Origin of the sequence: Blautia acetigignens, from assembly GCF_025566865.1 — a bacterium.
GTDB classification, from domain to species: Bacteria; Bacillota; Clostridia; order Lachnospirales; family Lachnospiraceae; genus Blautia_A; species Blautia_A acetigignens.
On the sequence record NZ_JAOQJM010000006.1, the window covers coordinates 69,320 to 86,912 of the forward strand.

Genomic DNA, 17,593 nt, shown 5'->3' on the forward strand with positions numbered 1-17,593 from the left:
ATGCGGAAATAGAGCATGTATATCAGGAACTGTATACACATCTGGATCGTCCGTCTCTGCCCTTTTTGCGGCTGAAGATTTTGGAGCTCCTTTATCATTTCCAATTCAGACAAACTCTTTTTGAGGAGAACCAGCACTATATTTCGGGAGTGACCGTGAAGCGGATCAAGCATGTCAGGGAGCATCTGGTACAGGATATGGAACACCGGACCAATCTGAAGGAACTGGCATTGGAGCACAATTTAAGTCTGACACAGTTAAAAGATGGATTCAGGCAAATTTATGGCGAATCACCTTATGCATATTTGCGTAGTTACAAAATGCATCGGGCGGCACAGCTTTTGCGCCAGTCAGATAAAAAAATCAGCGAAATTGCGCTGGAAATGGGTTATCAGAATCCAAGCAAATTTTCAGAGGCATTCCATGCGGTGATAGGCTGCAGACCAAGTGCCTATCGAAAGGAAAAAAAGTAGAAGAAAATCATAGTGACACCTTCCGAATGGAGGTGTCATTTTTTGGCTTTTTGGAGCATTTTGCAGAAGGCATGGCTTTTCGGAGTGGCAAAAGAATCTTTCACATGGTAATATGTACGAGTTAGTAAAGACTAACAAAAGATGCAGAAAGGAAAGAAATACATATGAAAACAAAACTTACAACAAAGGATTTAATTACCGCAGGCGCCTTTGGTGCAATTTATTTAGTGCTGCTCACGGTGTTGTCTTCAGTCCTGACCATTGTTCCAATCCTCTTTCTGGCAACGCCGTTGATTGCCGGCATCATACTGGGAACTGTGTATATGCTGTATGCCACCAAGGTGCCGCGCACCGGTGCAATCCTGGTGCTGGCGCTCCTGGTGGGGCTGATTACGTCCATGGCAACCATTTATCCGCTGATTTTTGCAGTTGTATGGGGATTAATCGCTGAACTCATTACCGCAAAAAGACGCAAATCTGCAGGTGCTCTGGCAGTCAGCTACTGTGTGTTCAACCTGACTTCTATGGGTCCCTTCTTTGCCCTTATTCTGGCAAAGGATGCCTTCTTAGAAAGTTGTGCAGGGTACTATGGAGAAGAATATATCGCAACGCTGGATAAGCTGACGCCTAGCTGGATTGTTCTTGTGCTGATTGCTTTGGCTTTGGTGGGCGGATTGCTTGGCGGTCTGTTTGGAAGAAAGATCCTGAAAAAACATTTTGTGAAAGCCGGTATTACAGCGTGAACCGCGAAAAGATTTCCAGTGGTCTTTTGGATCCGAGAAGTAAGCTGGCGGTATTTATTGCCGCCTGCCTTTCGGCATTTTCCGGGTTGACACATCCGCAGGAATTTGTCCTTCTTGCCCTGTGTGTGGGGATAACGCTTCTGTGCCAGAAATGGAAGAGGGCTTTTTATACCGGTCTTATCTTTGCAGTTATGTTTTTTTGCGATCTGTTTCTAGCACCGCGATTGTCAGGGATACTGCAGAATATCATCATGCTGGCATGTCATTTCTGCCGGTTTATTTTACCGATGTTTGCAGCCTTTTATATTGTGACACAGACTTCCAGGATTGGGGAATATATCAGTGCATTTACTCAGATGCATCTGCCAAACGAGGTCATCATTCCTCTGGCGGTGATGCTCCGTTTTGTCCCGACTATCCAGGAAGAATGGCAGATGGTGAATCAGGCGCTCCGATTAAGAGGGATGGCGCTGACATGGAAAAATGTTTTTCGTCGTCCGCTGCAGATGATGGAATATATGCTGGTTCCCTTTTTGCTGCAGTGCTCGGTTATCGTGGATGAGATGTCAGCTGCTGTTATGGCGCGGGGGTTTGACAAAAATATGCCGCGAACCAGTTATGCGGAGGTTCAGATGAAGGCTCTGGATTGGTGTATAATAGCTGTTTCTGCCGGACTGCTGTTCTGGAATCTTTGTTTCTGAGGAAGGGAGGAGATGTTTTGATCAAACTGAATCATGTTTCCTTTTCTTACCAGAACGGGGAAGCAAATGAAATGCAGGTGCTGTCTGATGTAAGCTTTCAGGCATCACGCGGAGAATGTGTGGTACTTTGTGGGAAAAGCGGATGTGGGAAGACGACCATGCTTCGCCTGGTAAACGGTCTTATCCCACATTTTTATGCCGGGAAACTGGAGGGGAATGTCCTTGTAGGCGGACAGGAAATGCAGCAGACACCGTTGCCCCAAACGTCCCGGATTGTGGGAAGTGTCTTCCAGAATCCCCGTACCCAGTTTTTCCATCTGGATACGACCGGAGAGATGGCTTTTAATCTGGAAAATCAGAATCTCCCCCGCCCGCAGATGAAGAAGCGTCTGGAGGAGGTGTCCTATCGTCTGAACCTGCAGGAGCTGATGGACCGGAATATTTTTGAACTGTCAGGCGGCGAGAAACAGCAGATCGCCTGTGGCTCCGTTTATGCGGCTTTACCGTCGGTCATCGTTATGGATGAGCCTTCTTCTAATCTGGATATGGAGAGCATCCGAAAACTGCAGAAGTTGATCCGCATGATGAAGGATGAAGGAAGAACTGTGCTGATTTCAGAGCATCGGCTGTGGTATCTGGAGGGAATCGCTGACCGTTATGTGCTGCTGGAGGAGGGCCGGATCAGGCAGGAATTTACGCCGGAAGCAGCGGCAGGTCTTTCGCTGGAGAAGCGCAAAGCGTTGGGACTCAGGGCAGTAAAGCAGGAGCAGCTTTATGAGCTGAGGCCCGATATGGGGCTGATAAAACAAAAGAGTACCGGGCTGGAAATAGATTGGCTTCAGTTTAGCCGCCAGATGCGCCAGGTACTGAATGTGCCGCATTTAGAAATACCGTCAGGGGCAATCGTAGCGGTGATCGGAGAAAACGGTGCCGGGAAATCCACTTTCAGTCTTTGCCTGGCAGGTCTTTTGAAGCATACGGGTACAGTACGGATCGACGGCAAGAAGATCGCGCATAAAAAGCTGCCGGAGCAGGTCTACCTGGTCATGCAGGAGGCAGGACATCAACTGTTCAGCGATACGGTATTGGGTGAATTGACCTTGAATAATCCGGCACTGTCAGAAGAAAAGGGCAAAGAGGTTTTGACAACGCTGGGCTTAAATGGTATGGAGAACCGTCACCCTGGCTCCCTCTCCGGAGGTCAGCAACAAAGGCTTTCTCTGGGAACAGCTCTTTGCATGAAGCGAAAACTGATGCTCTATGATGAGCCGACCAGCGGTCAGGATGGAGAAAATCTGCTGCGGACAGCGGAACTGATCCGTGCAGCCAATAAACAGGCAGCCAGTACCCTGATCGTGACACATGATCCGGAGCTGATCTTGCGCTGTGCGACCCATATTCTGCATATCCACGCAGGGGAAGTAAAGAAATTTATACCGCTTGATGAGAGAGGAGTGATTTATATGAAGAAGGTATTTGGAGAGGATGCGCAGACAAAGAAGCCGCAGAAAACCGGTATTCCGCGCCTGTTAGAGTTTACAGGACGGCATCGTCCCCTACTGGGCGCTGCGCAGTTGTTGTCCGGCATCAGCGCCTTGTTCCTTCTGGGACCGTTTGTGTGTGTTTATTTTGCGGCCCGTGTGCTTTTAACAGGACTGACCGGAGGAGGTTTTTCTATCTCGTCCCTGGTGCAGTGGGGCGTGTGGGCATTGGCGCTGGAACTGGCCGGGCTGATCATTAATTTTGCGGCACTTATATGCTCCCATACCGCAGCTTTTCATACAGAAAAGAATTTAAAAATGGCAGCGCTCCGTCATTTGTCCAGGATGCCAATGGGGTATTTTGAGGAAAATCCCAGCGGAAAGCTAAGAAAAATCATTGATGAAAACAGCGCCCAAATGGAGACTTACCTTGCCCATCAGCTGCCGGATCTGGTGAGCGCTCAGGTCACGACGGTTGCCAGCCTTGTGCTGATGCTGGCTATGGACTGGCGCATTGGCCTTCCACTGATCGTTCTGATGCTTGCAAGCTTTGCCTGCCAGATGACAATGATGGGCGAAAAAACCATGAATTTCATGAAGCGCTATCAGGACGCTCAGGAGGAAATGAACCACGAGGCGGTAGAGTATGTCCGGGGAATCTCCGTGATAAAGGTATTTGGACAGTCGGTACATTCGATACGGCGCTTCAAGGAAGCGATCAATGCTTATCGGGATGACGCACTGGCCTTTACTATGGCCTGCAAGCCCGGATATGTGGGCTTCAATACTGTGGTCAATGCCGCTTTTCTTGTGCTGATCCCTGCCGCACTCATCGGCATGACTTCGGCGGGAGATTTGACTGCCTTTATAGAGAATTTCCTGTTTTATCTGATTTTTGCACCTGCATGCGCATCTGTTCTCAACAAGATCATGTACATGAGCAACTATAAGATGCAGGCTATGGAATCTATGCGGCGGATTGACACAATTCTGCTTGCCAGAGAGCAGTCAGAGGCACAGGAGCCGCAAATGGCACAGGGCAGCGACATTTGCTTTGAGCATGTGACCTTTACCTATCCCACAGGAGAACAGCCTGCGGTTTCAGATGTCAGTTTTACAGCAAAAGCCGGAACCGTTACGGCACTGGTGGGACATTCCGGCTCCGGCAAGACCACCATCGGGACCCTGGTCCCCCGCTTTTATGATGTGCAGGAGGGGCGTATTACGCTGGGCGGCGTGGAACTTTCTGAGATTTCCCGACAGGAAGTCATGGGAAAGATTGCTTTTGTCTTCCAGAATCCCAAATTACTGAAAACAACACTGGAGGAAAATATCCGCGGCGGCTGCAAAAATGCCAGCCGGGAAGATATCCTGCGGGCAGCCCGTCTGGCACAGTGTGATGATATTCTGGCAAAGCTGCCGGAGGGCATTGACAGCATCGTGGGCGGGAAAGGCGTCTATCTTTCTGGAGGAGAAGTACAGCGGGTGGCTATTGCCAGAGCAATTCTGAAGGACGCACCGGTCATCATTCTGGATGAAGTCACGGCATTTGCCGACCCGGAAAATGAGATACAGATTCAGGCAGCCCTGAAGGAACTGACAAAGGGAAAAACAGTCATTATGATTGCGCACCGGCTGTCCACCATTCAGGATGCGGATCAGATCCTGGTAATGAAAGCAGGGAGTCTGGTAGAACAGGGAACGCATCAGGAACTGCTTGGTAAGAATGGCGAGTATGCCCATATGTGGGCAGATTACAATCAGGCAATCGCCTGGAAGATTGACCGGAAAGAGGAGGTGAAACCATGCTGAAGAAATTATTCGCATTAAGCGATCAGGGGGAACGGGAATTAAAGCACGGGATTGTGGCAACTACGATAGGACATTTGTGCATCATGGCTCCCATTTCCCTCTTGATGCTGGTGACCATGGGACTTCTGAACAGGCTCTGCGGGGAGACTGAACTGACAATGCAGCCAGGAGTGATAGTTCTGATGGCGGCGGTTCTCTTACTTTTGATCTTCATAACCCAATGGGTTCAGTATAACCTGACTTATAAAGTGGCTTACGAAGAAAGCGCTAACCGGAGAATTACCCTGGCGGAAAAGCTGCGGCGGCTTCCACTGGCATTTTTCGGTCAGCGTGATCTGTCTGATCTGACAACAACCATGATGGGTGACTGCTCTAAACTGGAAAGAATTTTTTCCAATGCGGTTCCCAGTCTCTTTGGAACAGTCATTATGTTTGTGATTGTGTCCGTGGGGCTTTTGATCATGGATTGGCGCATGGGGCTGTGCATTGTTCTGCCGGTACCGGTAGCTACGCTTATTTTGATAGCGGCCAGAAAGGCCCAGACAAAAGCGGAAAGCCGCAATTATGACGCTCACCGTGCCGCTTATGATGGGGTGCAGGAATATCTGGATACCATACAGGAGCTTCGCTCCGCCGGTCTGGAACAGGAATACCTGGATGGAGTTGAGAAAAAACTGGATTATGTGGTAAAGTGTGCGTTTCGTAATGAGCTGGCTCCAGGTACTGCTGTGACGTTGGCGCAGCTGACAGTACGCTTTGGGCTGGTGGCAGTTCTGCTGGTTGGAGGTCTGTTGGTAGCTCAAAATATGCTGTCCGTCAATATGTTTATTCTTTATCTGTTGGTAGCAGGCCGTGTTTATGAACCCTTTGGTTCCTGCTTTATGCTGATGGCGGAACTGTTTTCTGCATTTGTCAGCATTGAGCGGACGAAGAAGATGGAAGCGACAGTGGAGCAGACTGGTCAGCCTGTTTGTAAGAACAATGGGTACGACATTGAGTTTAAGGATGTTTCTTTTTCGTACAATGATGAGCTTGTACTCAATGGGATTTCCTTTGTAGCGAAACAGGAGCAGATCACTGCGCTTGTAGGCCCTTCCGGCAGCGGAAAATCTACTGTTTCCCGTCTGGCAGCCCGGTTCTGGGATGCAGATGCCGGTCAGGTACTGCTGGGTGGCGTGGACGTGACGACTGTGGAGCCGGAAACGCTGTTTAAGAATTATGCCATCGTCTTTCAGGATGTGACCCTTTTTGACGATTCCGTTATGGAGAACATCCGCCTTGGTCGGGCGGGGGCGACAGATGAGGAAGTGCTGGCGGCAGCCAGGGCAGCTCAGTGCGAGGAGTTTGTTTCCCGTCTGCCTGGCGGCTATTACAGCAATATCGGTGAGAATGGCTGCGCCCTTTCAGGAGGCGAGCGGCAGCGTATCTCTATCGCCCGGGCGATCCTGAAGGATGCGCCGGTAGTTATTTTGGACGAAGCCACAGCTTCCATGGATGCGGAGAATGAGAACTTGGTTCAGCAGGCACTGTCCGTGTTGCTGCGGGGGAAAACTGTACTGGTTATTGCGCACCGTATGCGGACGATTGCAAACGTCGATAAGGTTGTTGTCCTGGAACAGGGCCGCGTCGCAGAGACGGGAACGCCGGAGGAACTTCTGAATCAAAAGGGATTGTTCTATCGTTTGGCTGAAGCACAGACGGTACATCGATAGAGCTTCGGGAATCAGAAAACAATGCAGACAGGTATGACAAAGGGAGTCAATGAAAATGAATCAGATGAGTGTACTCGTAACAATATCTTTTGCGATTTATTGACGAGCCTCGGTGTGGATGAAAAAACCGCTATGGATGATGCCTGCCGTATGGAACATGCTGTTAGTAAAAAGAGTTTTTTGGCCCTTATGATGCTTGCTGAAAATCTCTCCAATGTTTGAACAGAACAGTTACAGACAGCTAATAAAAGAGTAAAAGATGGCCGCCTATGAGGAAATTATCCTTTTTAGCATCCTCCCCAAGAAGGAGGTCTACATAATCGAATACTCTTGCCCGATAAAGGGGCGTGGATAGTCAAAGCACTGTCCACGCCCCTTTTTGATTCGACAGCTTTCTTCAGCATTTGCTACGACATTTTGGCAAGTGTTGAATGAACTTGAACAGGACAACAATCAAGCAATCTATTACTTCAGATATCCTGTATATACAAAGAGAAGAAAAATAAGTGCTATAATATTAACTGTGTTGAAAATGTAGGAAAAAGGTGTGTGCAAGATGAAAAATGTGCTTTTTATATTGCGGCTACAGAGAAATTATCTGAATCAGAAAAGCATGAAATTGAAATGGATATAAAGAATGCAGAGATTTATCTTAGAAATAGTGAAAATGAAAAGCACAGAAAAATCACAACGACACAACCAGAATACTTTGATGGGATAAGAAGCATTCCTATAAATCAAATTGAAGTTCCACCATGTTTTAAAAAGAATAGGCCAGCAGAAAAGAAAATTGATTCTATGATTGAATATTATAAAGAACGTGGACATTTTGATAAGCCTGTCACGGTTGTATTTCGGAATGATAAGTATGTATTAAAAGACAAATTTTTACGATACTATAGAATGGTTCAGAATGGAAAGTCAGACCGACCAATGAAAAGAAAAAGAAACTGAAAAAGAAGCTGAGCGAATATCTGAAAAGAGGAAAAGCAGTAGCGAGACCACTTGCAGTTACAATTAAAAGGGTAAACGAGATTGTACGAGGGTGGATAAATTATTTCAGAATTGGAAAGATGAAACAGTTTGTGAAAGAACTCGGGGAATGGCTGAGACATAAAATCAGAGTAATTGTCATGAAGCAATGGAAGAGACCCAAAACCATTTATCGGAATCTAAGCTATCTGAACTGGAAACATAAGAACAGATTTAGCAATAAAGAAATATTTAAAGCTGCAAATTCGAGACTGGGTTGGTACAAAAGAAGCGGAATGAACGTGGTGAATTTCATTATCAGCAAGGATTTACTTGAAAACAGGATAAAAGATGGAGCTGGTCTGCTCAATCCCTTATCCTATTACTTAGTTAAAGTTGGAATATAAATTGTAGAGCCGTATACGAGACCCGTACGTACGGTTCAATGGGAGGGGCGAAAATATTTATTTTCCCTCTACCCTATTTACGATATAGTTTCTTTTACCGCGGCAACAGCGATTACCGGTTACCAGAATTCCAGCGTCTCTTTCTGCAACACTGCACCCCCTTTTGATTAGCGTTTTTTTTCTCCGCACCTCTTGCAAACCAGAAAGAAGCGCGGTATAATATGACCAGAAGAACCGAAATGGTCATATTTCAGGGAGGGTGCGACCTTGGCTTTTACCGATTACGAAACTGAGCAGCTCCGCAAGGCGTTGCTGAAGGAAACGAGACATTGTGCTGTCACGCTGGGGATGAAGAAAACCTCCGTAGAGCAGCTGACGAAGGCGGTCGGCATTTCAAAGGGCTCGTTCTATAAATTCTACGAATCCAAGGAAATGCTTTTCTTCGCGGTTTTGGAGAACGTTCACTCCGATCTTTACGGAGTGGCTGACCATGCACTGAGCGAAGCAAACGGCTTGCCGCCGTCGGAGCGTGCGGCAAAGGCGGTTCTTGCCGTCTGCCGGCGGCTGTCCGATACCGGCGACATGGTTTTCATTGAAAACGATGCGAAGCTGCTTTTGCAGAGACTGCCGGAGGACATCAAAAATGTCCATTACCACGATGACGAGACGCACATTCGTCTACTTTTGGAGAAATATGACCTTGCGCCGAATCGCGGCATCTCTTTGGCTGCCGCCACGGTACGGGGACTGATCTTGACTGTTTCCCACAAGGAGCAGATTGGAGAACTGTACCCGCAGGTGCTGGAAACGCTGGTGTACGGCGCTTGCAGGGAGTTATTTAAATAAACGGAAGGCCGCAGAGATGCGGCTTTTCCGAAATACGGCGGTTAGCACTCTCTAACTACGCGACTGTGCGTATCGGTTAGGCGAATCTAATATCGAAAGGAATGATAGCGATGCCGGAACACAAGAACTTCTGGGACAAAAATGCCGGTCGGTACGACCGCTTTATGCGAAAGGATCGGGCAGCGTATGAGGAGATGTGTGCGCACATCCGGCCGGTGGTGAAAGCAAAAACGGTGTTGGATCTGGCGACCGGCACGGGGCTAATCGCAAAACATATCGTAAACGCAGCGGCACACATCGAGGCGACGGACGCTTCTGCGGAAATGATTGCGGAAGCCAAGCGGGACAATCACTCGGCGAAGCTGCACTTTTCCGTGCAGGATATGTTCCGCCTGCCCTACGCGGATGAATCTTTTGATGTGGTGATCGTGTCAAACGCACTGCACATCGTGCCGCAGCCGGAGAAAGCCCTGCAAGAAATCAAGCGGGTTCTGAAGGATGACGGCGTGTTGATTGCGCCGACCTTCACCCATGCCGGAAACTCTTTTTCCGGCATGGTCAGGGCATTTTTTATGAGGATGGCAGGCTTTCCTCTCCGCAGCAAGTGGACGAGCGAGGAATATCTGACTTTTCTGCGGCAGAACGGCTGGACGGTGCGGAAAAGCGCTGTTTTGAAGGCATCCTTCCCGCTGACCTATGCGGAATGTGTGAAATCGGAGGTGTGATAAGATGTCATTTTTTGAGAACACCAGAAAGCCTGTGGGGCTTGGCGGGAAAATCATGGTCGCCATGATGAATCTGGGGCACAGTCCTGTGGCACGGTGGGGACTTCGCTTTTTGGAGCTTACTCTGGACGCCAAGGTGCTGGACTGCGGCTGCGGCGGAGGGGCGAACATCAAGAGACTTCTGAAAAAATGCCCGGAGGGTATTGTCAAGGGCATTGACTATTCCCCTGTCAGTGTGGAGAAATCCAAAAAGGTCAACGAGGCCGCCATAGCGGAGGGCCGCTGCACCGTTCTGCAAGGCAGCGTGGCGGATATGATCTTTGCAGGCGACTGGTTCGATGCGGTAACGGCCTTTGAAACCGTCTATTTCTGGCCCGATCTGCCGCAGTGCTTCCGGGAGGTTTACCGGGTGCTGAAGCCCGACGGGAAATTACTCATCTGCAACGAAAGCAACGGCGATACGGACAAGGACAAGAAGTGGACGGAGATCATCGGCGGCATGACCATCTACAAGGACGCCGAGCTGAAGGCGTATCTGGAGCAGGCGGGCTTTCACGATGTGCAGATACACAAAAAGAAAAGCTGGCTGTGCATCACGGCACGGAAATGAGGGGGGCTAAATCATGAGTATCTTTGCATCTATCTTACGCAGCGTATACAAGCTCTCCGGTGCGAAAAAGGCGTTCGCCTTGCCGGAGGATGCACTGCGAAAGGAAATTGAAAAGCAGAACCGGCATCGTGGCGTTTTTACGCCCACCGACCGCAAGGTATATTATGAAACGATCGCGGTAAACGGCTTTCCCTGCCTGATCGTGCGAGAGCATCCGAAGCCGTCCGAGCGCGCGATTCTCTATTTCTTTGGCGGCGGCATGGTGATCGGCCCCGATAAGGGCGACCTGCCTGTGATGCGCAAGCTCTGCCGCGAGACCGGCTGTGATGTGTGGTTTCCGTTTTACCCGCTCTGCATGGAACACTGCATTACTGAAACATACGCGATGGTGTACGAATGTTATCGAAAAATAATTACACTGTACGGCGGCGGAAATGTCAGCACCTGTGGTTTTTCCTCTGGCGGTGCGCTGGCTTTGGGGATCGCGGCGCACAACAACGCGCAGCCCGAGCCGCTGCCGCAGCCGAGACACATCGTCGTTGTATCCCCCGGTGAAGTGCCGTGGAACGATGCGGAAAAGGCGCGGATGCAGGCGCTCAATAAACGGGACGTTTCCATCGACTATGCCTTTATGGTGACAGTGGAAAAAATCATGCGGCATGGCTGCGAGAATGTGCCGGACTATATGCTCTCCGGCTCCCGGGGAGATTTTACCGGCGTAGGCGATATTCACTTCTTCTATTCTGCCGACGAGGTGCTCTACGGTGCTTTGCCGGACTTTGAGGAAGCCTGCAAACGAGCAAATGTCCCCTATACGGTGTCCGCCCGCCCGAAGATGGTGCATTGCTACTGTATGCTGCCGATCTTCAAGGAGGCAAAAGAGGACTTTGCGAAAATCGTGGACATTTTGAAAAAATGAAATCGGAAACGGTCGTGTGATGATTGAAACACGGAGGAAGAACCATGGAACGAAAAGAAGCCATTCGCAGTGCATACCGAATGACGGGCGGCAATAATTTTTATGATGGCATCATGATCACCTGCTCTACCCTGAGCGGGAAAGCGGTGTGCTGCTTGGTGTGGGCAATGAACAAGGCGGAAAACGATGCCTATCTGGAAAAGGCAATGTCCGGTATTCCGGAGCATTTCTCCGGCAAGCTGTTGGAAGTGCCGGTGGGAACAGGGATTCTGACCATGCCGGTTTATCGGACTATGCCGGAGGCGGACATTACCTGTCTCAATTATTCGCCCGATATGATGAGGCAGGCACGGGAAAAGGCTGACTGCCTGCACCTGAAAAATGTAACCTTCCGGCAGGGAGATGTGGGGGCGCTTCCCTATGAAGACGATACTTTCGACATCGTTTTGTCGCTGAACGGCTTTCATGCTTTTCCGGACAAGGAAGCCGCCTATCGGGAGGTTTTCCGGGTTTTGAGACCCGGCGGGACATTCTGCGGCTGCTTCTATGTGAAGAGCGAGCACAAGCGGACGGATTGGTTTGTCCGGCATGCTTATGAAAAGGCAGGGTTTTTCACACCGCCCTATGAAACGGTTTCCAGTCTGAAAGCACGGCTGGATGGAATGTATACGGATGTGGACATGGGAAACCTGAAAAGCATGGCATGGTTTGTCTGCCGAAAAGCGGGTTAAATCTGAGATGGTCTCATGCACGCAAGAAAGAACAAGGAGGGAGGCAATCAGATGAAGGACAACGAGCTTCTATTCGACCGCAAAAGCCATGTGCTGTATTCAAAGCCTTGCAAGAAAGAGATACGGGCGAAGATCGCCCTGCACTACCCGGAAGCAGAGCGGGAGGCGATATGGGAACAGGTACAGCGGCAGTACGTGGTCTTTCTCTCCGACTGGCGCACCGACTTGGGCGGCAAAAAGAACTTCCACAACGACGTAGGAGGCACCTACGACTGCATCGCCATCATGAGCTATTATTTGGTCTGCAAAGCAGTTACTTCGTTCCGTGAAATCGAAGAGATGGAGGAAAATCTGATTCTTCCGACTTTCCGCAAGCTGAAATTTGTGGACTGCAACAAGCCGTTCTGGCGGAAGCTGATGTACAAGGCGTTTGTTCGTGCGAAAAGCGGCTGCGATAAATGGCACGATTACGAGATGGCGGTTGCGCCTTATGAAACCGACAAGCCTATTTATTATGAATTTACGGCGTGCCCGGCAGCGGAGTTTGCTATCAAGCACGGTCTTACGGATATTATGCCCGCCCTGTGTAATGTGGACTTTGCGTCTATGGAGCTGCTCCATGCAAGACTGGTGCGGACGACTACTTGCGTGGACGGCTGCCGATGCGATTATACCATCTGCGGCAACAAGGATCCATATTTAAAGGAGCATCCCGAATACCGGGACGAAAAAGGATACAGGAGGAACAAGTAATGCTTTTACAAACGGTTTTGGAAGGTCTGGGGCTGGGGGTTCTGCTGATTATCATCTGTGCCGTGGGTATCCGCAAGGGCGCGGTGGGCATGGTGCATCTTTACAGCCCGGAGGTGCAGGAGCGGTGCGTAACGCTGGGACTTACAACACACGCGAAAATTAAGCGAAATGCTTTGATTTTCAAAGCTGTCTGCGTTCCCGGTTACATCGCCTATGTGCTGGTGTGTGTCTATGCGCTCAACGGCGCAAAGGGCTTCGTTCAGGGCTTTTGGCAGCTGCTGGTCATACTGTCCGTTATGAATCTCATAGACCGATTTTGGGTTGACGGCTATTGGGTAGGACATACGAACGCATGGGAAGTTCCGGGAACGGAAGACCTGAAACCCTACATTACAGCCAAGGATAAGGGCAAAAAGTGGCTGTTCGGCACAGTTGGTATGGCGGTCATTTCGGCAGCACTGGCGGCGATTATGTCGGTATTTATTCACTGAAGGAGATACCTATATGAAATATAAAATCGAGAAAAACACCGTACAGGAGACGTTGATCATTCCGCTGTATGCGCGGAAGGTCTGCTCAGAACTATACCCGAATCTTTACCGGGACGAAACAGCGGTTCGCCTGATTGACGAGATCGACTACGACTTTTCAGAGGCGGAGAAAAAATCCCGCAGCCTGATGCAGCGTTTCGGTTCACTGGAGGTGGCCATGCGGCAGAATGACCTTGCTTTTGAGGTGCGGGATTATCTGAAATCTCACCCCAATGCGGCGGTGGTCAATCTGGGCTGCGGACTGGACAGCACAGGGAGAAGCTGCGACAACGGCAGTTGCAAGATTTATAATCTGGACTTTCCCGATGTGATCGCCCTGCGCAATGAACTGCTGCCCGCCGGAAAGCGGGAGGAAAGCATTTCTTGTGATTTGAACAATACCGAGTGGTTTAAGGAAATTGATGCCTCCGGCGGCGCGTTGTTCTTTGCCTCCGGCGTGTTTTACTACTTTTTGACCGAACAGGTCAAGGCTTTGGTTCAAAAAATGGCAGACGCTTTTCCCGGCGGCGTGCTGGTATTTGACGCAGCGAACCGGACGGCGGTAAAGATGATTGCCAAGACATGGCTCAAGAGCGCGAAGATCCAGGATGTGGGCGCGTATTTTGCGGTTTCGAACGCAAAAAGCGAGCTTTCCCTGTGGGACAGCCGTTTGCAGGTCACGAGTCGGGGCTATATGCTGGGCTACAACGATCTCCGCGACCCATCCGTCAGCGGCTTTTTCCGTTTTCTCGCAAAGGTCGGCAACGGCATGATGAAAATGCAGATCGTGAAGATCGGATTTGGAGGCAGGAAATGAAATCGAGTAAAGAAAAACGAGCGCTTATTGCGGGAATGATCGGGTGCTTGCTCTATGTGATCGGCGACTTTTTGTTTGCGGCGACCGGGAAAACCCAAAGCACGGAATCCATCGGACTGATGGTCAAAGTCGCCTATCTCGATATGGCCACATGGCGCATGGTGGTCAGCATTATCTGCGGTGTTCTCGGAACGGCACTCTATTACATCGGTTTTCACCAGATGTGGAAGCTCCTGAAGCGGCACCTCACCCAACCAAAGCAGCAGAAGTGGGTCAAGCTGTTTCAGATCGCCTATCTCACCGGCACGGTCTGCTGGGGCTATGTCCATGCTATGTTTACGAACATGGCGCTGTTCTTCAAGTTTACCTTTGAGAAATACGGCGATATGCAGGCGGCAGCAGAGATCGCCAATAAGGTTTTTTACTGCAACGCCGCGCCGCTGCTGGCAGCATATATCCTGTGTGATGTACTTCTTTCCGTCGTGATGCTCGTTATGATCTGGAAAAGGATGCTCCCGCTGAAAAACACAGCACAGCGGATATTGGCATCCTTCTGCAACCCCATCGTTTTTACGGGGATTGTGGGAAATCTCTTCACGCTTCTGCCGTGGCCGCTGGATCAGATCGATCACGGCACGGAATCCGCCGGACACCTGCTGGTTTTGGTATTGGGGCTGGTTTTGCTGCGGGAGAAGGCAAAATGCGGAGAATGTAAGGAGACAGTGCAATGAAATACATAGGTATGCCCATGGGAATGTGGGCGCTGTTTGCAGGCTCATTCCAAAAGCAGCTGACAGAGGTGCTCGGCTACGATACCGATACGGCAAAAGCGATCACGAAAAATGCAAAGCCGAAATACAAAGCAATCATCGCAGACCTGCCGGAGTTTGAAAAAGCGGATCGCTTCAAGATGAACATCGTCAACTGCGCAATGATCGGCGCGTTCGTTCTCTCCATGCCGGAGCGTCCGGATGTGGAGTGGCTGACGGAGTATTACGCAAAATCCATGATGACAAAGCCGATGAAATGGTTCTGCCGCAAGAGCGGAAAGAGCAAATTTGCCGAAAAGGACATTTCCGGCATGAAGGCGACCGCAGCCTTGAAAGCCGCCGACCGCAACCCGTATTCATGGAATATGGAGTTTTACGAATACCCCGACGGCAGCGGATACGAGGGACGCTTCACCAAATGCGGCATCTGTGTGCTGATGAAAAAGCTGGGGCTATATGACCTCACTCCGGCGCTGTGCCGCCTGGACTACACCATGAGCGAAGCGGGCGGCGTGACCGACTTCGTGCGGCAGTACACTCTCGCCTCCGGCGGCCCATACTGCGACTGCGGGTATAAAAAGAAGGGCTTCGTGAAGCCTGAGACGGAGGCCGGACGATGAAGGAAACCTATCTCTCCCGTGATTTTCGGGAGACTGCGGCACAGCGCTTTTCCTCGCACGCCAAGGAGCTGAAGGCCTTTTTTGATACACGGTTGAATGCGCTGCTGGCTGAAAATGCAGATGCAAGCAAGGAGAAGCAATACCACCTCAAGCGGCAGATCTTACCGGGCATTGCGGCCTACGAAACCTTGCAGCGGGTCATGCCGAAAGAGGAGGCGCTGCAAATCGTTCATGGCTATGTGGAGCGGCTGGCGAGAACGAGTCACAAACAGCTTGCCACCCTGCTGCTCATACCGGGGCTTTACCGCCTTGTTCCCAGCGTTTTCGTCAAATCCACGCGGAGCGTCTTCGGCCCGGCGGCGGGCTTTGACCCAAAGGAGTTGCAGGTCGGCAACGGTATATGGCGTGTGGATATGGTGAAATGTCCCTATCACGACACCTGCGCAGAATACGGCTACCCGGAGCTGTGCCGCTGCTTTTGCGACAGTGACGACATCAGCTACGTCGGGCTGCATCCGAAGCTGATCTGGGAGAGAAGCATGACGTTGGGGCGCGGCGATGACCGCTGCGACTTTTGCATGAAGATCATAAAATAGGGACGCAGGAATGAAGAAAATGAAGACGAAAGAAACAAAACAGTTCATCCACTGGTGCATTCTTGGCGCGATCGGATGTGGATTGATGGCTGCCGGGGACTGGCTGCTGGGGTGCGTTCCGCTTCAGAAAACCGACACCGGCCTTTTCAACAGAGCCTGTTATCTGTCTGGCTCTTATGGGCTGTGGAGGCCCGTGCTTACCGTTGGACTGGGAGCGATTGGGGGCTTTCTCTATTACTTTGTGGTAAAAGCACTGAATGCGGACATCGACGAAAAATATAGAAAGACCAGAACCATCCAGTTTCTGTGCGGGATATTCACCGTTGCGATCGCTCTGACCATCCATACATGGGTGGCCACCATGGCATGGTTTACCACCTATCTGGGGCCGCGTATCAGAGCGGAGGCCGCGCTTGCGGCGGTTACGGCCTATCAGGACGATATGCTCCCCGCGATCCTCCCCATGTATGTTCCGATGCTATTGGTTTTTGGTATCCATTTTGTGATGCTGCTTGCCGGAAAAACGCGCTATCCAAAGTGGATGCTTGCTTTCCATCCGGTCACATGGAACCTTCTGCTGGCTGCAGTACCGGATATTGCGCAGGCAATGCAGATGCCGGTGTCTACATGGATGTCCGTGATGAGCCAGAGCAGCACGAACAGTGCTATCATGATCTGGTGCATTGCGGCTGCGGTTTATGAGAGAAGTCACACTCAATAAAAAAGGAGTCTTGAACATGAAACCTGATTACAAAAACTGGATCCCCAAGGGAATGCTGGTTTCGCTCATCGCGGGAACGGTGCTGTCCCTTGCGCTGCTGCTCGTTTTCGGCGTATTCGGCATCGGTGTGAGAGGAAAGCTGCGCGTCGTGCTGGGAGTGGTGTTCGGCATTGCCTTTGTCGTTTGTGCAAAGTACACCCAGCGGTGCGCTGACCATTGCCTGCGCAAAGCGCAATCCCCAGGGGAAAATGGTCGGCATTGACCGCTGGGGCAAGGAATATGCCTCCTTCAGCCTGCCGCTGTGCGAAAAAAACGCCGCTGCGGAGGGCGTGAAAAACGCTTCGTTCCGGCGTGGAAACGCCGTGAAGCTGGATTTCCCCGACGAGAGCTTCGACGCAGTGACCAGCAACTATGTCTATCACAATATCACGGGGAAGGACAAGCAGGCGCTTCTGCTGGAAACGCTGCGCGTGCTGAAAAAGGGCGGAACGTTTGCCATCCATGACCTGATGTCGCCTCGCAGATACGGCGATATGCAGGAGTTTGTCCAAAAGCTCAGGGATATGGGCTATGAGCGCGTAGAGCTGATCGACACGACCGACGGCAGCTTTATGACGCCGAAGGAAGCCGGACGCCTGATGCTTTGCGGCTGAA

General features: G+C 50.5%; 22 protein-coding genes. All 22 read left to right on the plus strand.

Going from position 1 to position 17,593, the window contains the following annotated elements; all coding sequences use genetic code 11:
- Positions 1-473, plus strand: a 473-nt coding sequence (locus OCV70_RS09315) for a helix-turn-helix transcriptional regulator (RefSeq protein WP_262579652.1), incomplete at its 5' end; no start/stop codon positions are given.
- Positions 474-637: 164 nt separating this feature from the next.
- Positions 638-1,216: an MptD family putative ECF transporter S component gene (locus OCV70_RS09320; RefSeq protein ID WP_117854266.1), complete on the plus strand. Its 579-nt coding sequence runs from the start codon at positions 638-640 to the stop codon at positions 1,214-1,216.
- A complete protein-coding gene (locus OCV70_RS09325) occupies positions 1,213-1,917 on the plus strand; it encodes an energy-coupling factor transporter transmembrane component T (RefSeq protein ID WP_117854265.1) in 705 nt (234 codons plus the stop codon). The genes OCV70_RS09320 and OCV70_RS09325 overlap by 4 nt, the downstream gene beginning before the upstream one ends.
- Before the next feature lie 17 nt (positions 1,918-1,934).
- Positions 1,935-5,210 carry an energy-coupling factor transporter ATPase gene (locus OCV70_RS09330; protein WP_173767626.1) on the plus strand — a complete coding sequence of 1,092 codons (3,276 nt, stop codon included), beginning with the start codon at positions 1,935-1,937 and terminating at the stop codon, positions 5,208-5,210.
- Positions 5,204-6,922 (plus strand): ABC transporter ATP-binding protein, encoded by a 1,719-nt coding sequence (locus OCV70_RS09335; protein WP_021926390.1) that lies wholly within the window; start codon positions 5,204-5,206, stop codon positions 6,920-6,922. The genes OCV70_RS09330 and OCV70_RS09335 overlap by 7 nt, the downstream gene beginning before the upstream one ends.
- Before the next feature lie 21 nt (positions 6,923-6,943).
- A complete protein-coding gene (locus tag OCV70_RS09340; RefSeq protein ID WP_021926391.1) occupies positions 6,944-7,144 on the plus strand; it encodes an iron dependent repressor, metal binding and dimerization domain protein in 201 nt (66 codons plus the stop codon).
- Between the two features lie 327 nt (positions 7,145-7,471).
- Complete coding sequence (locus OCV70_RS09345) at positions 7,472-7,876, plus strand: hypothetical protein (protein ID WP_021926392.1); 405 nt, start codon at positions 7,472-7,474, stop codon at positions 7,874-7,876.
- 20 nt (positions 7,877-7,896) lie between these two features.
- A complete protein-coding gene (locus tag OCV70_RS09350; protein WP_243176785.1) occupies positions 7,897-8,301 on the plus strand; it encodes a group II intron maturase-specific domain-containing protein in 405 nt (134 codons plus the stop codon).
- 267 nt (positions 8,302-8,568) lie between these two features.
- The gene (locus OCV70_RS09355; protein WP_118582767.1) at positions 8,569-9,147 is read left to right on the plus strand and encodes a TetR/AcrR family transcriptional regulator; all 579 of its coding nucleotides are present in this window, start codon (positions 8,569-8,571) and stop codon (positions 9,145-9,147) included.
- A gap of 110 nt (positions 9,148-9,257) precedes the next feature.
- Positions 9,258-9,872, plus strand: coding sequence for a class I SAM-dependent methyltransferase (locus OCV70_RS09360; RefSeq protein WP_117854260.1), 615 nt, complete (start codon positions 9,258-9,260; stop codon positions 9,870-9,872).
- Between the two features lie 4 nt (positions 9,873-9,876).
- Positions 9,877-10,482, plus strand: coding sequence for a class I SAM-dependent methyltransferase (locus tag OCV70_RS09365; RefSeq protein WP_117854259.1), 606 nt, complete (start codon positions 9,877-9,879; stop codon positions 10,480-10,482).
- A 13-nt stretch (positions 10,483-10,495) separates the two neighbouring features.
- Positions 10,496-11,401: an alpha/beta hydrolase gene (locus OCV70_RS09370; protein WP_117854258.1), complete on the plus strand. Its 906-nt coding sequence runs from the start codon at positions 10,496-10,498 to the stop codon at positions 11,399-11,401.
- A gap of 44 nt (positions 11,402-11,445) precedes the next feature.
- The gene (locus tag OCV70_RS09375; protein WP_173767628.1) at positions 11,446-12,132 is read left to right on the plus strand and encodes a class I SAM-dependent methyltransferase; all 687 of its coding nucleotides are present in this window, start codon (positions 11,446-11,448) and stop codon (positions 12,130-12,132) included.
- Between the two features lie 51 nt (positions 12,133-12,183).
- A complete protein-coding gene (locus OCV70_RS09380; RefSeq protein WP_173767630.1) occupies positions 12,184-12,885 on the plus strand; it encodes an L-2-amino-thiazoline-4-carboxylic acid hydrolase in 702 nt (233 codons plus the stop codon).
- Positions 12,885-13,376, plus strand: a complete 492-nt coding sequence (locus OCV70_RS09385; protein ID WP_118582749.1) for a hypothetical protein — start codon at positions 12,885-12,887, stop codon at positions 13,374-13,376. Before OCV70_RS09380 ends, OCV70_RS09385 begins: the two co-directional genes overlap by 1 nt.
- Before the next feature lie 13 nt (positions 13,377-13,389).
- On the plus strand, positions 13,390-14,232 hold the full coding sequence (locus tag OCV70_RS09390) for a class I SAM-dependent methyltransferase (RefSeq protein ID WP_117854254.1): 843 nt from the start codon (positions 13,390-13,392) through the stop codon (positions 14,230-14,232).
- Positions 14,229-14,963, plus strand: coding sequence for a DUF6796 family protein (locus OCV70_RS09395; RefSeq protein WP_117854253.1), 735 nt, complete (start codon positions 14,229-14,231; stop codon positions 14,961-14,963). Before OCV70_RS09390 ends, OCV70_RS09395 begins: the two co-directional genes overlap by 4 nt.
- Complete coding sequence (locus tag OCV70_RS09400) at positions 14,960-15,622, plus strand: L-2-amino-thiazoline-4-carboxylic acid hydrolase (protein ID WP_117854252.1); 663 nt, start codon at positions 14,960-14,962, stop codon at positions 15,620-15,622. The genes OCV70_RS09395 and OCV70_RS09400 overlap by 4 nt, the downstream gene beginning before the upstream one ends.
- Positions 15,619-16,218: an L-2-amino-thiazoline-4-carboxylic acid hydrolase gene (locus OCV70_RS09405; protein ID WP_117854251.1), complete on the plus strand. Its 600-nt coding sequence runs from the start codon at positions 15,619-15,621 to the stop codon at positions 16,216-16,218. Before OCV70_RS09400 ends, OCV70_RS09405 begins: the two co-directional genes overlap by 4 nt.
- Before the next feature lie 10 nt (positions 16,219-16,228).
- Positions 16,229-16,939 (plus strand): DUF6796 family protein, encoded by a 711-nt coding sequence (locus OCV70_RS09410; protein WP_243000318.1) that lies wholly within the window; start codon positions 16,229-16,231, stop codon positions 16,937-16,939.
- Positions 16,940-16,955: 16 nt separating this feature from the next.
- On the plus strand, positions 16,956-17,201 hold the full coding sequence (locus OCV70_RS09415) for a hypothetical protein (protein WP_202031095.1): 246 nt from the start codon (positions 16,956-16,958) through the stop codon (positions 17,199-17,201).
- Positions 17,188-17,592, plus strand: a complete 405-nt coding sequence (locus OCV70_RS09420) for a class I SAM-dependent methyltransferase (protein WP_243000316.1) — start codon at positions 17,188-17,190, stop codon at positions 17,590-17,592. Before OCV70_RS09415 ends, OCV70_RS09420 begins: the two co-directional genes overlap by 14 nt.
- The last annotated feature ends 1 nt before the right edge of the window (position 17,593 follow it).

Coding starts and splice junctions, on each gene's coding strand:
- OCV70_RS09320 (WP_117854266.1), top strand. CDS start 638: ATGAAAACAAAACTTACAACAAAGGATTTAATTACCGCAGGCGCCTTT.
- OCV70_RS09335 (WP_021926390.1), top strand. CDS start 5,204: ATGCTGAAGAAATTATTCGCATTAAGCGATCAGGGGGAACGGGAATTA.
- OCV70_RS09340 (WP_021926391.1), top strand. CDS start 6,944: ATGCAGACAGGTATGACAAAGGGAGTCAATGAAAATGAATCAGATGAG.
- OCV70_RS09360 (WP_117854260.1), top strand. CDS start 9,258: ATGCCGGAACACAAGAACTTCTGGGACAAAAATGCCGGTCGGTACGAC.
- OCV70_RS09365 (WP_117854259.1), top strand. CDS start 9,877: ATGTCATTTTTTGAGAACACCAGAAAGCCTGTGGGGCTTGGCGGGAAA.
- OCV70_RS09370 (WP_117854258.1), top strand. CDS start 10,496: ATGAGTATCTTTGCATCTATCTTACGCAGCGTATACAAGCTCTCCGGT.
- OCV70_RS09375 (WP_173767628.1), top strand. CDS start 11,446: ATGGAACGAAAAGAAGCCATTCGCAGTGCATACCGAATGACGGGCGGC.
- OCV70_RS09380 (WP_173767630.1), top strand. CDS start 12,184: ATGAAGGACAACGAGCTTCTATTCGACCGCAAAAGCCATGTGCTGTAT.
- OCV70_RS09385 (WP_118582749.1), top strand. CDS start 12,885: ATGCTTTTACAAACGGTTTTGGAAGGTCTGGGGCTGGGGGTTCTGCTG.
- OCV70_RS09390 (WP_117854254.1), top strand. CDS start 13,390: ATGAAATATAAAATCGAGAAAAACACCGTACAGGAGACGTTGATCATT.
- OCV70_RS09395 (WP_117854253.1), top strand. CDS start 14,229: ATGAAATCGAGTAAAGAAAAACGAGCGCTTATTGCGGGAATGATCGGG.
- OCV70_RS09400 (WP_117854252.1), top strand. CDS start 14,960: ATGAAATACATAGGTATGCCCATGGGAATGTGGGCGCTGTTTGCAGGC.
- OCV70_RS09405 (WP_117854251.1), top strand. CDS start 15,619: ATGAAGGAAACCTATCTCTCCCGTGATTTTCGGGAGACTGCGGCACAG.
- OCV70_RS09410 (WP_243000318.1), top strand. CDS start 16,229: ATGAAGAAAATGAAGACGAAAGAAACAAAACAGTTCATCCACTGGTGC.
- OCV70_RS09415 (WP_202031095.1), top strand. CDS start 16,956: ATGAAACCTGATTACAAAAACTGGATCCCCAAGGGAATGCTGGTTTCG.
- OCV70_RS09420 (WP_243000316.1), top strand. CDS start 17,188: ATGGTCGGCATTGACCGCTGGGGCAAGGAATATGCCTCCTTCAGCCTG.